Source organism: Cutibacterium sp. 37298 (genome assembly GCF_023838685.1).
GTDB lineage: Bacteria > Actinomycetota > Actinomycetes > Propionibacteriales > Propionibacteriaceae > Cutibacterium > Cutibacterium acnes.
Map to the genome: position 1 here is coordinate 677,786 of NZ_JAJNRJ010000001.1, position 12,053 is coordinate 689,838.

Here is a 12,053-nt window from a genome sequence, read left to right on the forward strand (position 1 = left end):
GGGGTAACTCTAGGGTCGGTGTATGCGATACCACGGCCCGCCGTGCAGTCAGTTTGTCTATTTCGTCCCTTGTCAAAAAGCATCCGTATCGCGTACCGTGAGATTCGTGGAAAGCAATGAAGCTGACGATTGGACGCTCCAGGCAAATTGCCGCGGTATGGCAGATGCCCTCTTTCCGGATGGAAAAGAGCAGCGCCGAGCTAGGCGTATCTGCACTGACTGCCGCGTCCGTCCGGAATGCCTTGCTGAGGCCCTGGATAACCGGCTTGAGTGGGGGGTCTGGGGCGGCATGACCGAGCGTGAGAGGCGACGCCTGCTGCGTGAGCGTCCAGACGTGACGAGCTGGCGTGATGTGCTGCTCGCTGACCGGGGAACTCTGACGAAAACGGCTAGGGTGAAGTCATGACCCGATGGGAGTATTTCACAGCACCGATTCTGGTGCACGCCTCGCAGCAGATCCTCAATAACTTCGGAGCCGACGGCTGGGAACTTGTTCAGGTCGTCGCCGGTCCCAACCCCGATTCGCTAGTGGGCTACTTCAAACGTCCGCTTTCTGACCAGGAGGAACCCCGATGAGCGCCACAACGAGGTGTGCCGAATTGGGGATTACTCTTCCTCCAGTTGCGGCTCCGGTCGCCGACTACGTGCCGGCCATTCAGACCGGATCACAAATTCTTACCTCCGGTCAGCTACCCTTCGTTGACGGTGAGTTGACTGCCGTTGGCAAGGTGGGAGACGCCGTTTCCGCTGAGCAGGCCGCTGAGGCTGCCCGCGCCGCTGCTCTTAACGCCATCGCTGCTGTGGCTGACGTGGCCGGTGGGTTGGACGCCATTAAGCGGATTGTCCGAGTGGTCGTCTTCGTCAACTCGGCCCCGGACTTCACCGGTCAAGCTGGGGTAGCCAACGGCGCCTCGCAGCTGCTTGGCCAGGTCTTTGGTGAGCATGGCCGACACGCCCGCAGCGCCGTCGGGGTGACCACCTTGCCACTCGGATCAGCCGTCGAGGTCGAACTGACCGTCGAAGTCTGATCGCGCCGGTTCCAGAACAATACTGTGGGGGCCAGGTGTCAACGCCTGGCCCCCACACTTGTGGATGCGAGGTGCCGCGAACTCAGTTGGCCCGTGATGCCAGCTTCTCTGGCTCCATGATGGTGACAACCTTGGGTCGCGCCGCGATCCATCCCCGAGCGGCGAAATCCGTCAGCGCCTTGTTGACGGTCTCTCGGGAGGAGCCGACGGCCTGGGCGAGCTCGTGCTGGGTGAGGTCGTGACGCACCACGATGTGCCCAGTTGACGGGTTCGCGGTACCGAAGCGTCGCGCCAGGTCGAGCAGGGTGTACGCCAATCGACTTGGGACGTCACCGGAGACAAAATGGGCGGTGTTGTCGTCGGCTCGACGCAGGCGCTCCGACAGGCGTCCCAACATAGCCAGGGCGACGTCGTGACGGCCTTTAACGAGCTCGCGCATCTGCGCACCCGGAGCCTTGAGCAGGCTGCAGCGGGTCACAGTGGTGGCCGTCGTGGAGCGGGTGCCGCCGTCAACCAGCGACAGCTCCCCAAACATGTCATTGGGGCCCATAAGCCATAACAGGGAGTCGCGGGGAGTGAGGTCTTCGGCAGTTGTGGAGCGAGTGAGCTTCACTTTTCCTTCGACGACGAGGTACAGGTTGTCAGCCGAGTCTCCGGCCTCGAAGATCACGGTATTTCGCGGGCAGACTGACGCCTCACACATGGCCATGATTCGGGCGGCCGAGGCGGCGCCGAGAGTTGCGAAGAACGGTTGGGTCGCCGCTGTTGCCACCACATTTGCCATCCGAACATCTCCCCTCATGAGCACGTGCATCGTTCGACCATTTGTGGCCGGGCGTGTGCCTACATTGTGGCAGCTGTCACATTCCGTGCTGACACCGGGCCTCGATTCTCCTCCTATGCTTAGCTCCATGGCAGCATCCCCTAGCGCATCTCGACCTCAACGGGAGGACTGCCGCGCGTGCGCCAACGAGGTGCGAGTACTTCTTGCCGAGGCCTATCCAGACGCTCACTGCGAGTTGAATTACGTCGGTCCGTACCAATTGCTCGTTGCTACGGTGCTGTCGGCTCAGACGACGGATCGGCGAGTCAATACCGTCACACCCACGTTGTTCAACCGTTGGCCTGGCCCCCAGGCCCTGGCCGATGCCGACATTGGTGAAGTCGAGACAGTAGTCGCCCCGTTGGGATGTGGACCAACCCGAGCAGCGCGCCTTGTGTCGATGGGTGCAAAGCTCGTCGACAATTTTGACGGTGCCATCCCTGACGATCTTGACTCGCTTGTGACCCTGCCCGGAGTCGGTCGTAAGACCGCCAATGTTGTTTTAGGTAATGCCTTCGGCATCCCCGGAATCACCCCGGACACCCACGTCATGCGGGTGTCTCGACGTCTGGGCTGGACCGATGCGACTACCCCCGCCAAGGTGGAAACCGACCTGGCTGAGCTTTTTGACCCGTCCGAATGGGTGATGTTGTGTCACCGCCTCATCTGGCACGGGCGGCGGCGCTGTCACTCGCGGCGTCCTGCCTGCGGGGTATGCCCGGTTGCCGAGCGGTGCCCCTCCTTCGGGGAAGGCCCAACGGATCCTGAGGAGGCCGCCACGTTAGTCCGGGAGCCGCGTCGATGAGGGGGATGAACGTTTTCGGCGCGGTGATGGCCGCCTTGATGTTTGCTGGCTGCGGGGGAGATGCGGGCATAGCTCATCAGCGTGAAAATGCCGGAATACCGGGGTGCTCGCATTTGCCGTCGGGGCCGATTGCGAAAAGTTCCGGGACGGCCACAGAGGGCCGGCCCATGCCCGATCACGGCTTGCAATGCCTTGGCGAGGGGCCGACGATCTCCATGTCTCGGGCGACATCGAGGGGCGTGACCGTCGTGACGATCTGGGCGTCGTGGTGTCGACCATGTCGTAGTGAGGCTCCGCTCATTGCAAACGCGTACCGCAGGTATCACGACCGGGTGCACTTCCTTGGCATCGATTATGCCGAATCTGACGCATCCGAGGCCATTTCGTTTGCGGGTGACGCGGGTCTGACCTTCCCTCACCTGCAGGATCCTGACAGCACTATCCAAGGCGCTTGGCAGATCAGTGGGGTGCCCGTCACCTTCATCGTGCGCGACGGAACTATCGTCACCCGCCACAGTGGGCAGTGGCGCTCCCAGCGGGAGCTTGACTCTGCTATTGACAAGGCCATTAAGAGGACGCCATGAGCCACTTAAGTGCCCTCATCGCGAGTCTTGGCTGTGACGACCCTGATTTTTCAGTGGGACGACGACCTGGCGGCGGACGATCCTCGGCGGTGCTGGCCCTTATCAGCGAGGAAAGGAACGACATTGTCCTGACTCGACGACCACTGTCCTTGCGTCACCATGCTGGACAGGTAGCCCTACCTGGGGGTCGGGCTGAGAACACTGACGAGACGATCGTCGATACCGCCCTACGGGAAGCCCACGAGGAGGTGGGATTGGACAGACGCCTCGTCACCGTGAGGGGAGTGCTGCCGACTGCCCACGTGGCTGCTAGCGGCTCTGATGTCACGACCGTCATCGCCACTTGGAGTGGGGCAGGGACAGTTGGGGTCGTGGATCCCGCCGAGGTGGCCATGGTGCAGCGTGTCAGACTGGCTGACCTGGCAAATCCGGCGGCTCGTGCCACCACACGTCACCCCTCGGGATATCGCGGTCCGGCCTTCGTTCTACCCGATATATTCGTGTGGGGATTCACTGCCCACGTTCTCAATGCTTTGCTGGATCGCGGCGGATGGTCCCGACCGTGGGATCGGGAGCGCATGGTGGAGATTCCGGAAGGATATCTAGGGGCTCGACGCCTGCCGGAGGGGACGACACCGAATGACATTCCTTGAGGTGCGGGCTGCGTGCCTTGACGGCTGCATCATAAAGCAACGGCTCTCCCACATAACTGTGGGAGAGCCGTAACAGTTAGCTTAGTCGCGCTCGGTGGCACCGCTAGCGCGGCGGGGAGCGGAAGCGCCGCCAACCGACACTGGAGTGGCAGGGGAAGGAGCTTCGCTGGCGTCGATGCTGCTGCGGGCAGTGGCGTTGTATTTACCACGGGCGACGGCTGACTTGACCGCCCCGAGGGTCGATTTAGCCTCGTCAACGATGCCGGTCGGGGCCTTGACCTGAGAGATCTGTCCCTTGCCGACCAGAGCGAGGATGCCTGCCAGGATGAATAGGACGACAGCCATCGTCGCAAAACCGACAACTAGAGACAGCAAGATGTCCCAGTTGCCAATATGCTGCCACATGAGAGAGAAAGCGAAGGCGCCACACAGCCACAGCAACAGTGCGCCGACGATACCGAAGTAACCAGCGCCTCCGAACATACCGACACCAATCCCGGCGTGCTTGGCGGCAGGCTTGATCTCCGCCGTCACCAAGGCCTTGGAGTCCTGGACGAATTTCTGGCCGTCCGTCTTAAGGTTGTCAATCGTATCGCCAACCGGGAGCTTGTCTGCCATGGGATGCCTCCGCGTGATGAATGTGGTGATCTCAGCCTAACGGGAATAGGTTCGATCTGCTGTATTCGGGTTGAGTTGTCGTCGCAGGAATTAGCTTTAGTCGTTGCAGGTACCGGCTGCTACCGGAACCTCGTGGGAATGTTTGGTCTGGCGCATGGCGTGACTTTTGCCGCGATGGTGCAGCATGCCACCACCAAGGATGGCCGCCAAGAAGGATGCCATCAGCACGGATGCCTTGGCCTCGTCCGCGAATTCGTGGTTCTTCGGGAAGGACAGATCGGTCATGAGCATCGAGACGGTAAATCCGATGCCCGCCAACATAGCTACCGCGATGATGTCGCGCCATACAACACCGCGACCCAGCTCAGCTGAGGTGAATCGGGCGGTGAGACAGGATCCGAGGGTGATGCCGATGACCTTTCCGAGGATGAGCCCGCAGACGATACCTAGCGAGATTGGGTGAGTCCACAGGGCCAGGAAGGTTTTCCCGCTGACGTGGACACCGGCGCTCATAAGGGCGAAGAAGGGGACGATGACACCGGCCGACCATGGCTCCACTTTGTGCTGCCAGCGATCAACGGGGTCGTCCAGGACGTCTTCCTCAGTGCGGGTTAGGAGGCCAAAAGCGACGCCGGCGATGGTGGCGTGAACGCCGGAGCGCAGCATGCACCACCACCCGACGATGAAGATCGGCACGTACCACCAACCGTTATCGACGTGGAAGTGTTGCATCGCTCCCCAGAGGCCGATGCAGGCGATCGCACCGGCGAGCCACCAGATGTCCAGGCCCGTGGAGAAGAAGACTGCGATCACGATGATCGAACCGAGGTCATCGGCAATGGCCAAGGTGAGTAGGAAGGCTCGTACGGCCTGTGGCAAGCCTGCTCCGACGATGGCTAGTACCGCTAAGGCGAAGGCGATGTCGGTTGCCATCGGGATGGCCCAACCTGCCGGGTGTCCGTCGCTGGCTAACACGTTGAATAGCGTGTAGATGCCAGCCGGGAACACCATTCCGCATACTGCGGCAACGATGGGGACCAATGCGTCAGCAGGTCGCGATAGCGATCCCTCAACGAACTCTCGCTTGAGCTCGAGGCCGGCGATGAAGAAGAAGACCGTTAGAAGGCCGTCAGCCGCCCACTGCTCGATTGTGAGCGGACCAAGGGCCAATTCACGGAAGAAATGGTACGAGTGATGACCAAGATTGGCCCACAAGAGGGCTGCGACCGTGGCTGCCAGCATCAGCATGCCGCCCGTGGTCTCGTTTCGGAAGATGTCAGACAGGTGAAGGGCGTTCGGGCCTGTCACCGGTCGAAGGATGCTCTTGCGAGGCCGCTTGTTCTTGCGGGAATCCGTCATAAATGCCTCTCGGGAACCCGCGGCGCGGGCTCAGCGGGATAGGGGACAGAGTCACGCCGACCAGACTTCCCGGCACACCCTATGTAGCAGCATACCAAATTGGTGTGATGTCACCGATCGGCGCTCATAGGGTGGATGGACCGTGTTAAGGCACGGTGTGAGCGGGATCAGAGCGTGATCGTCAGGCCGTCGTCATGGGGTCGAATAGGGGTGGTGAGCTCATCGTGGTTGACCCAAGCCCGCCAGCATTCAAGTTGATAGGGCAGACGTAACCCGCTAGTCCCGGCAGAATCGTCGGCGAGTGCGGCAACCTTCGTGAGCAAGTTGGAGCGGGCGTCGGAGTCGAGGGCCCGGACGGCCGGTCGGGCCGCAGCCATGGCGACGAGAGAGTCACGGTCGACCGGCACCCACAGGCGCTTGGTGGTGTGCTCGTCCTCCGGAAAGTACTTGCTGGAGATGAGTTCATGTACTGACTCGGTGCCGTAGTCGCCGCTCATAGCATTTTCATCGACGGTGCGCAGTAGCGCTGCAAGCCGCTTGACCCACGGAACAGTGTCATCGCGTACCAGCCAGGAGACGCCGAGGACACTGCCTGGGCGCAGGACGCGGGCGATTTCAGGTAAGGCGAGGCCGGGGGCCAATTCGTGAAAGCCCTGATGCACCAAGACAGCATCGAAACTGGATGAATTAAGAGGTAACGATTCGGGCGACCCGCAGATGGCCATGACGCCAGGGATGCGGTTGAGTTTTGCCGCGGTATCGGGATCGCGGTGAACGGCCAGGACGTCGGCCCCATAGGAGGCAACGGCTCGGCAATGGGCGACGGTCGGACACAGCACGACGACTCGACTACCTGGGTCCACACGTCCGGCAGTCAGCCATTCGAATGTGCCGCTGGGAAGATGCGGTGCCGAAGAGACTGCCATGGCCCCGATTGTAGAGGGAATCGTGGTGGCCAGGGTTGTCCACAGGGGCTCGTCGGCGAGTTGGCACGGTTTTCCACAGATCTGACATTGGGTGATGAATTCTGCGGTTTCCGACGACAACTGAAGGTATGAAGATTCTTGGACAGGGACGGGGCGCTGCGGTGCATGGGCCTGCGCATAGTGCTGCCCCGGAGGAGACAGCGGTCGCCTTGGTGACCCGGGATAGTCGATTGGCGGAAGTCGTCGGGTCAGTGGCAGCCAGCGGTGGGGTTGGTGTGGAAGTCCTAGGGGGCCGCGAAGCCGTGTCACGGGCTTGGTCGAAGAATGGTCCATTGCTGGTAGGAGCGGACATGGCTGGGTCGGTGATGGCGTGGGGGCTGTCTCCACGGCCGGGCACCCATGTCGTCGGTTTCGACGCTGAGGAGGCGGCACGCTGGTCGGCGGGACTATCGGCCAGCGTCATCGTCGTGCCGCGAGCCAATCAGGTGCTTACTGAGATTCTCCATGACGAACTGGCGACGACATCGAGGGCCACAGTGGTGCAGGTGAATTCGAGTGGAGGCGGTACTGGGGTCAGCACCTTGGCATCAGGTCTGGCGTGGGCCGCTGCGAGGTCGGGGATGAAGGTTGGGCTGGTTGAACTTGATCCCAGTGCCGGCGGGATCGACCTGCTGCTAGGCATCGAGAGAAAAGACGGGTGGCGGTGGCCTGAGTTGGCGTCGGCCCGCGGGGTGACGACTGATTTGGGGTCTCACGTGCCTTCCCTCGACGGTGTTGAGGTGGTGAGTGCAGGCAGGGTGGGTGTTCACGTGCCTCCAGCAGCCCGTAGGGCTGTGGTTGATTCCCTGGCTGGCGATCACGATCTTGTCGTCGTGGATCCGGGAGGTCTTGATACCCCGGAGGTGACGGTGAACGTCAAGGTCGGGGTGGTGGCGGCTGACCTCAGATCTGTGATGACGGCCAGAGGGCAGAACCTTCCGGACCTCCTCGTAGCGCGGCGAGGGCCAGGACGATCCATGCCGGACGAGGACATCGAGTCGGTGTTGGGGGTACGGCCCGATATGACGATCAAGGACGACCGCCGACTGGCTCGTGGTCAGGGGGATGGGGAAGCACCATGGGTGGTGGCCTCCCGACGATGGCGTAGCGGGTGCGCTGAGCTCGTTGATCAGGTGATGGGCTCATGAACGGAGAAGAACCGGATCTCAAGCTCGTCGAGCAGGTGCGACGCCGACTGGCTGGCCTTGCGCGGGACTGGACACCGATGGACGTCGCTCACGCCATTCTCGACTGTGGCCGGGTGGCTTCAGACAAAACCGTATTGGCGGTCGTTGAAGAGCTACGCCGCACCAGCACTGGGGCCGGGCGATTAGATCCTTTGCTGGTAATGGACGGGGTCACTGACGTCCTCGTCAACGGTCCCAACCAGGTGTTTATCGACCGCGGACAAGGCCTGGAACTGACCGACGTCACCTTCAGCGGACCTGAGGAAGTAAGGGCTTTAGCAGTGCGGTTGGCTGCAGCGGTGGGGCGTCGGCTCGATGACGGCAATCCGTGGGTGGATGCCAGGCTGCCCGACGGCACCCGGGTTCACGCTGTCTTGGATGTGCTGGCGAGGCCAGGGACCTGTCTTAGTTTGCGAGTGCCGTCCCGACGCTGCCTCTCCCTCGACGATTGGGTAACCGGAGGATCGATGGCGCCGGGGTGCCGACGGATGATCGACACAATTTTGAGCCGGAAGTTAGCCTTCTTGGTAACTGGGGGTACCGGGACCGGAAAGACGACCCTGCTTTCCGCGATGCTGACGAGCTTGCCGTCGGACCAAAGGCTGGTCATTGTGGAGGACTCCCGGGAGATCTGGATCGACCATCCGCACTGGGTGTCAATGGAGGCCCGCGCAGCCAACTCTGAGGGTAAAGGATCGGTGACTTTGACCGACTTGGTCCGTCAGTGCTTGCGAATGAGGCCCGACCGGATCGTCCTTGGAGAGGTGCGAGGGGCGGAACTGCGAGATCTCCTCATGGCCCTCAATACCGGTCATGAGGGTGGTTGCGGGACGGTGCACGCCAACGGGGTGGCCGAGGTACCAGCTCGTCTGGAGGCTCTGGCTGCTTTGGGTGGGTTATCTCGGGAGGCGGCATCGGCTCAGATCACCGCAGCCCTCCACACCGTCATTCATGTGGAGAGGGGAGAGAGGGGGCGACGGGTGGCGGAGATTGGGGTTTTCGTCGATGTCGAGGGTCGAGCTGTGGTCCTACCCGCCGTGCGGTGGGATGCCGACGGCGTGATGACTCTTGGCGACGGTGCGGGGAGGTTGTCGCAGTTGCTCGGAATGGAGGTGGCGCGATGACGGTCATCGGAGCCTCCTTGCTTATGGGGTTGGCGGTATGGATAGCTATGCCATCCGCCACAAGGAAGCAGGAAGGGCGGCATCTGCCAGCGTGGTCGGGGATACCGGTGGGGTTCGTGGTGGCCTGGTTACTTTTTGGCGCGAGCGGTGTGGTGTGGGCCGTTATGACGGTAGTCGTGGGCGAAACGGTGCTTGTCGTTGTGCGCCGTCAACGTCGAAGAGCCCAGATTCTTAAAGGCGGTCGCGATGTTGCCCGGGCGACAAGGGCCTTGGCTGGACGGGTGTCGGTGGGGGAGATCCCCTCAGTTGCACTAGAGCACGTGGCCGATGACGTGGAGGTATTGGCTCAGGCTAGGCGGGCTCATGCAGTGGGCGGAAGCGTTTCCGACGCCCTCATTGCCACCTCCCGGCAACCAGGGATGGCTGGTCTGGTGCCACTAGCCCACGCGTGGCACTTGGCGGCGACAACAGGTGCGCCCCTCGCCCCAGCGGCGAAATCCGTGGCTGAAGGAACAGCTCGGCGAGCCCGTCTAGAAGCCACCCTCGACTCCGAACTCGCGGCGGCTCGGGCGTCGGGGCGGATCATGGGTCTGCTACCTCTGGTCGGATTGCTCATGGGCCATGTCGTCGGAGCGCATCCGACGGTGTTCCTTACCACTACATGGCTAGGGAGGGCTTGCTTGTTGGGATCGACCCTGCTGGCATGCGTTGGGGTGCTGTGGAGTGAGTCTCTGGCTGATCGGGTAGCGAAGGAGGCACTGCCATGAGCGACATCGATGTGACGGGAACCCTCCTTCCGGCGATGATCATGGCCGCGATTGCAGCGTGGCTGGTCGTTCCGGCGACAGCACGAACACGTACTCAGGGTCGGAAACCGCCTCCCGTTTGGCTGGCTCCTCGCCCCGGAGCCCCAGCATCGCACATACGGGTGCTAGCGGGGCTAGTTGCGGCCTGCGCGGTCCTCGTCGGCGTGCCGTGGCCGTTTCCAGCAGCGGCGGGTTTATCCGTTCTTGTGGGAGCGGTGATGTGGTGGGGATCTGGCCGGCTTGAGGCATCGGGGCATAGACGGATGGAACAGCATCGGGCGGCCCAGCTGCCTGAGGCCCTCCTGATGCTCTCGAGTGCGATGGAGGCTGGGCTGCCATTGCGGTCGGCAGTAACAACGGTAGCCGAATCGTTGGAAGGACCATGCGCTGAGGATTTGCGTCGGTTGGCGTCGTCTCTGGCGGCAGGAGTGCCGGACTCGAGGGCTTGGAACGATCTCGCGTCGGTAGAAGTGTGGCGTGATCCTGCTCAGGACGTCTCACGAGCCGTGAACTCTGGTGAAGGGATCAGTGAACTGTTGTCGGCCCATGCTGCGCAACTTCAGGTTGCAGCCGCAGAAAAGGCCGAGAAAAAGGCACGTAAGGCGGGAGTTGACGCCATCGGTCCGCTGGTGTGCTGTCACCTTCCAGCCTTCTTGTTGGTTGGGGTGGTGCCGATTATCGCCGGAATGGTGTTGGGGGCGCTGTGACGACACGAGCTGTGCCGTGAGGGCACGGGCATGTCGTCCTGCCTGTTATCGGTTGTCCACAGGGGGTTTGGGTGACCGTAGGCGGGTTATCCACAGAAATAAAACTGACTGGCGGATTTTGGGAGCTCAAACGACAACTGGAGGTGTGAGGCACGCGCCTCACAGAGGTCGGGAGTGGCCCGGCCTGATAAACAGACAGGAGACGACAGTGTCTGAGAACACCGATCCAACGACGGAACCCGTCATCTCTGCTAGGTCTCTCGATCTGGTTGGCGCTACTGATGTGGTAGAGCCCCGTTATCGAGGGCGTTACCGAGCAGCGCGCAACAAGATCATTGATCGTGGCATGGCTACCGCGGAGTACGCCGTCGGCATGCTTGCCGCCGTCGCGCTCGCGCTGGTCTTGCTCAAGATCGTCACCCACCAGGAGGTCTTTACGAAGCTGCTCAAACTGGTTGTCAGCATCATTGGCAAGGCAGGAGGCATGCTGCCGTGACCGGTCTGGCTCGTCGTGGCGGACGCTCGCGGGTGTCCGCCACGCCGGGTCGCTCCCCGCAGCGATCCCGGCAGCGTGTAGCGCGGGGGATGGTGACAGTCGAGATGGCTGTCAGTCTCATCGCAGCCACCCTGGTAGTGGCGACAAGTTGTTGGGTGGTGGGGCTGGTAGTCGTCGAGGATGCCTGCCGTACGACGGCCGCCCAGGTGGCCCGTCAGGTGGCTCGCGGGGATACCGCGTCGGCTTGGCAGGCCGAGAGCAACGCGCCCACCGGAGCCAAGGTATCTACAACCACATCCGGCGGCTGGGTGAACGTGACCGTTGAGGTCGACAGGTCGTTGGGGAGGATCGGGCCGGTACACCTGCGAGGGCAGGCCCGTTCTCCGATGGAACCGGGGCAGACATGATGAATTTGGTCTTGTCGAGAATCCGGTCTCGTGGCACCAAAGCGGGTGGAGAACGAGGCTCGGGGACCCTGCTGTTGGCGGCTGTCGGGGTGGGGTTCATCGCGGCAGTGTGGATGTCACTTTTAATCACGGGATGGTGGTCAGCTACTCATCGTGCGGAAGAGACGTCTGACATGGCCGCATTGGCTGCTGGGGGAGCCCAGGCCGTCGGGGAGCCTGGCTGCCCCGTGGCCGAGCGAACCGTCAAAGCCAATGGGGCTGAACTGGTTTCATGCGTTGTGCATAACACGGAGAGCGGGTCGTCTGTGACCGTCGAGGTAGGGGTACAGCTTCATCGCGGATGGGAGTTGCCGGGAATGCCTACCAGGGTGGTGAAATCGTCTCGGGCCGGCCCGATGGAGTGAGAATTTCGCCCAGAAATGCCAGGGAAACCATAGGCGGCCCTAGGGGGCGTCGGTGATCCGTCCTAGCGCATGAGTTCCAGGTGCCGC

At 62.1% G+C, this 12,053-nt stretch carries 17 protein-coding genes; 13 read left to right on the top strand and 4 right to left on the bottom strand.

Going from position 1 to position 12,053, the window contains the following annotated elements:
* Nucleotides 1–106: 106 nt before the first annotated feature.
* The 3 genes from LRP59_RS03145 to LRP59_RS03155 are packed head-to-tail and all read left to right on the top strand — an operon-like array spanning nucleotide 107 to nucleotide 1,028.
* The gene (locus LRP59_RS03145) at nucleotides 107–406 is read left to right on the top strand and encodes a WhiB family transcriptional regulator (RefSeq protein WP_002517165.1); all 300 of its coding nucleotides are present in this window, start codon (nucleotides 107–109) and stop codon (nucleotides 404–406) included.
* Entirely contained in the window at nucleotides 403–576 is a 174-nt protein-coding gene (locus LRP59_RS03150) for a DUF4177 domain-containing protein (RefSeq protein WP_002512941.1), read from the top strand. Before LRP59_RS03145 ends, LRP59_RS03150 begins: the two co-directional genes overlap by 4 nt.
* Nucleotides 573–1,028, top strand: coding sequence for a RidA family protein (locus tag LRP59_RS03155; RefSeq protein ID WP_002512942.1), 456 nt, complete (start codon nucleotides 573–575; stop codon nucleotides 1,026–1,028). Before LRP59_RS03150 ends, LRP59_RS03155 begins: the two co-directional genes overlap by 4 nt.
* 82 nt (nucleotides 1,029–1,110) lie before the next feature.
* On the opposite strand, the gene LRP59_RS03160 is transcribed toward LRP59_RS03155, so the two are convergent.
* The gene (locus LRP59_RS03160) at nucleotides 1,111–1,842 is read right to left on the bottom strand and encodes a Crp/Fnr family transcriptional regulator (RefSeq protein WP_002521080.1); all 732 of its coding nucleotides are present in this window, start codon (nucleotides 1,840–1,842) and stop codon (nucleotides 1,111–1,113) included.
* A gap of 85 nt (nucleotides 1,843–1,927) precedes the next feature.
* On the opposite strand from LRP59_RS03160, the gene nth reads away from it, so the two are divergent.
* The 3 genes from nth to LRP59_RS03175 all read left to right on the top strand — a co-directional run bounded on the left by nth (nucleotide 1,928) and on the right by LRP59_RS03175 (nucleotide 3,893).
* Complete coding sequence (gene nth, locus LRP59_RS03165; protein WP_002521081.1) at nucleotides 1,928–2,656, top strand: endonuclease III; 729 nt, start codon at nucleotides 1,928–1,930, stop codon at nucleotides 2,654–2,656.
* Nucleotides 2,653–3,240: a TlpA disulfide reductase family protein gene (locus LRP59_RS03170; protein ID WP_002521082.1), complete on the top strand. Its 588-nt coding sequence runs from the start codon at nucleotides 2,653–2,655 to the stop codon at nucleotides 3,238–3,240. The genes nth and LRP59_RS03170 overlap by 4 nt, the downstream gene beginning before the upstream one ends.
* Nucleotides 3,241–3,329: 89 nt before the next feature.
* Nucleotides 3,330–3,893: a CoA pyrophosphatase gene (locus tag LRP59_RS03175; RefSeq protein WP_002533244.1), complete on the top strand. Its 564-nt coding sequence runs from the start codon at nucleotides 3,330–3,332 to the stop codon at nucleotides 3,891–3,893.
* Between the two features lie 81 nt (nucleotides 3,894–3,974).
* Here LRP59_RS03175 and LRP59_RS03180 read toward each other — a convergent pair whose 3' ends face one another.
* From LRP59_RS03180 to LRP59_RS03190, 3 genes are all read right to left on the bottom strand, one after another.
* Complete coding sequence (locus tag LRP59_RS03180) at nucleotides 3,975–4,511, bottom strand: phage holin family protein (RefSeq protein WP_002512948.1); 537 nt, start codon at nucleotides 4,509–4,511, stop codon at nucleotides 3,975–3,977.
* Between the two features lie 96 nt (nucleotides 4,512–4,607).
* Nucleotides 4,608–5,870, bottom strand: coding sequence for a Na+/H+ antiporter NhaA (gene nhaA, locus LRP59_RS03185; protein ID WP_002512949.1), 1,263 nt, complete (start codon nucleotides 5,868–5,870; stop codon nucleotides 4,608–4,610).
* 167 nt (nucleotides 5,871–6,037) lie between these two features.
* Nucleotides 6,038–6,916: a class I SAM-dependent methyltransferase gene (locus LRP59_RS03190; protein ID WP_002512950.1), complete on the bottom strand. Its 879-nt coding sequence runs from the start codon at nucleotides 6,914–6,916 to the stop codon at nucleotides 6,038–6,040.
* An 8-nt stretch (nucleotides 6,917–6,924) separates the two neighbouring features.
* Here LRP59_RS03190 and ssd point away from each other — a divergent pair, with 8 nt between their 5' ends.
* From ssd to LRP59_RS03225, 7 genes are all read left to right on the top strand, one after another.
* Nucleotides 6,925–7,983: a septum site-determining protein Ssd gene (ssd, locus tag LRP59_RS03195; RefSeq protein ID WP_002512951.1), complete on the top strand. Its 1,059-nt coding sequence runs from the start codon at nucleotides 6,925–6,927 to the stop codon at nucleotides 7,981–7,983.
* On the top strand, nucleotides 7,980–9,146 hold the full coding sequence (locus LRP59_RS03200; RefSeq protein ID WP_002521089.1) for a TadA family conjugal transfer-associated ATPase: 1,167 nt from the start codon (nucleotides 7,980–7,982) through the stop codon (nucleotides 9,144–9,146). The genes ssd and LRP59_RS03200 overlap by 4 nt, the downstream gene beginning before the upstream one ends.
* Nucleotides 9,143–9,913, top strand: coding sequence for a type II secretion system F family protein (locus LRP59_RS03205; RefSeq protein ID WP_002512953.1), 771 nt, complete (start codon nucleotides 9,143–9,145; stop codon nucleotides 9,911–9,913). Before LRP59_RS03200 ends, LRP59_RS03205 begins: the two co-directional genes overlap by 4 nt.
* On the top strand, nucleotides 9,910–10,659 hold the full coding sequence (locus LRP59_RS12075; protein WP_002512954.1) for a type II secretion system F family protein: 750 nt from the start codon (nucleotides 9,910–9,912) through the stop codon (nucleotides 10,657–10,659). Before LRP59_RS03205 ends, LRP59_RS12075 begins: the two co-directional genes overlap by 4 nt.
* A gap of 208 nt (nucleotides 10,660–10,867) precedes the next feature.
* Nucleotides 10,868–11,155, top strand: a complete 288-nt coding sequence (locus LRP59_RS03215; RefSeq protein WP_002512955.1) for a DUF4244 domain-containing protein — start codon at nucleotides 10,868–10,870, stop codon at nucleotides 11,153–11,155.
* Nucleotides 11,156–11,244: 89 nt separating this feature from the next.
* The gene (locus LRP59_RS03220; protein WP_002521092.1) at nucleotides 11,245–11,562 is read left to right on the top strand and encodes a TadE family type IV pilus minor pilin; all 318 of its coding nucleotides are present in this window, start codon (nucleotides 11,245–11,247) and stop codon (nucleotides 11,560–11,562) included.
* Nucleotides 11,559–11,966 (top strand): Rv3654c family TadE-like protein, encoded by a 408-nt coding sequence (locus tag LRP59_RS03225; RefSeq protein ID WP_002512957.1) that lies wholly within the window; start codon nucleotides 11,559–11,561, stop codon nucleotides 11,964–11,966. The genes LRP59_RS03220 and LRP59_RS03225 overlap by 4 nt, the downstream gene beginning before the upstream one ends.
* Nucleotides 11,967–12,053: the final 87 nt, after the last annotated feature.

Coding starts and splice junctions, on each gene's coding strand:
- nhaA (WP_002512949.1), bottom strand. CDS start 5,870: ATGACGGATTCCCGCAAGAACAAGCGGCCTCGCAAGAGCATCCTTCGA.
- ssd (WP_002512951.1), top strand. CDS start 6,925: ATGAAGATTCTTGGACAGGGACGGGGCGCTGCGGTGCATGGGCCTGCG.
- nth (WP_002521081.1), top strand. CDS start 1,928: ATGCTTAGCTCCATGGCAGCATCCCCTAGCGCATCTCGACCTCAACGG.
- LRP59_RS03155 (WP_002512942.1), top strand. CDS start 573: ATGAGCGCCACAACGAGGTGTGCCGAATTGGGGATTACTCTTCCTCCA.
- LRP59_RS03160 (WP_002521080.1), bottom strand. CDS start 1,842: ATGCACGTGCTCATGAGGGGAGATGTTCGGATGGCAAATGTGGTGGCA.
- LRP59_RS03200 (WP_002521089.1), top strand. CDS start 7,980: ATGAACGGAGAAGAACCGGATCTCAAGCTCGTCGAGCAGGTGCGACGC.
- LRP59_RS03220 (WP_002521092.1), top strand. CDS start 11,245: ATGGTGACAGTCGAGATGGCTGTCAGTCTCATCGCAGCCACCCTGGTA.
- LRP59_RS12075 (WP_002512954.1), top strand. CDS start 9,910: ATGAGCGACATCGATGTGACGGGAACCCTCCTTCCGGCGATGATCATG.
- LRP59_RS03225 (WP_002512957.1), top strand. CDS start 11,559: ATGATGAATTTGGTCTTGTCGAGAATCCGGTCTCGTGGCACCAAAGCG.
- LRP59_RS03180 (WP_002512948.1), bottom strand. CDS start 4,511: ATGGCAGACAAGCTCCCGGTTGGCGATACGATTGACAACCTTAAGACG.
- LRP59_RS03170 (WP_002521082.1), top strand. CDS start 2,653: ATGAGGGGGATGAACGTTTTCGGCGCGGTGATGGCCGCCTTGATGTTT.
- LRP59_RS03150 (WP_002512941.1), top strand. CDS start 403: ATGACCCGATGGGAGTATTTCACAGCACCGATTCTGGTGCACGCCTCG.
- LRP59_RS03205 (WP_002512953.1), top strand. CDS start 9,143: ATGACGGTCATCGGAGCCTCCTTGCTTATGGGGTTGGCGGTATGGATA.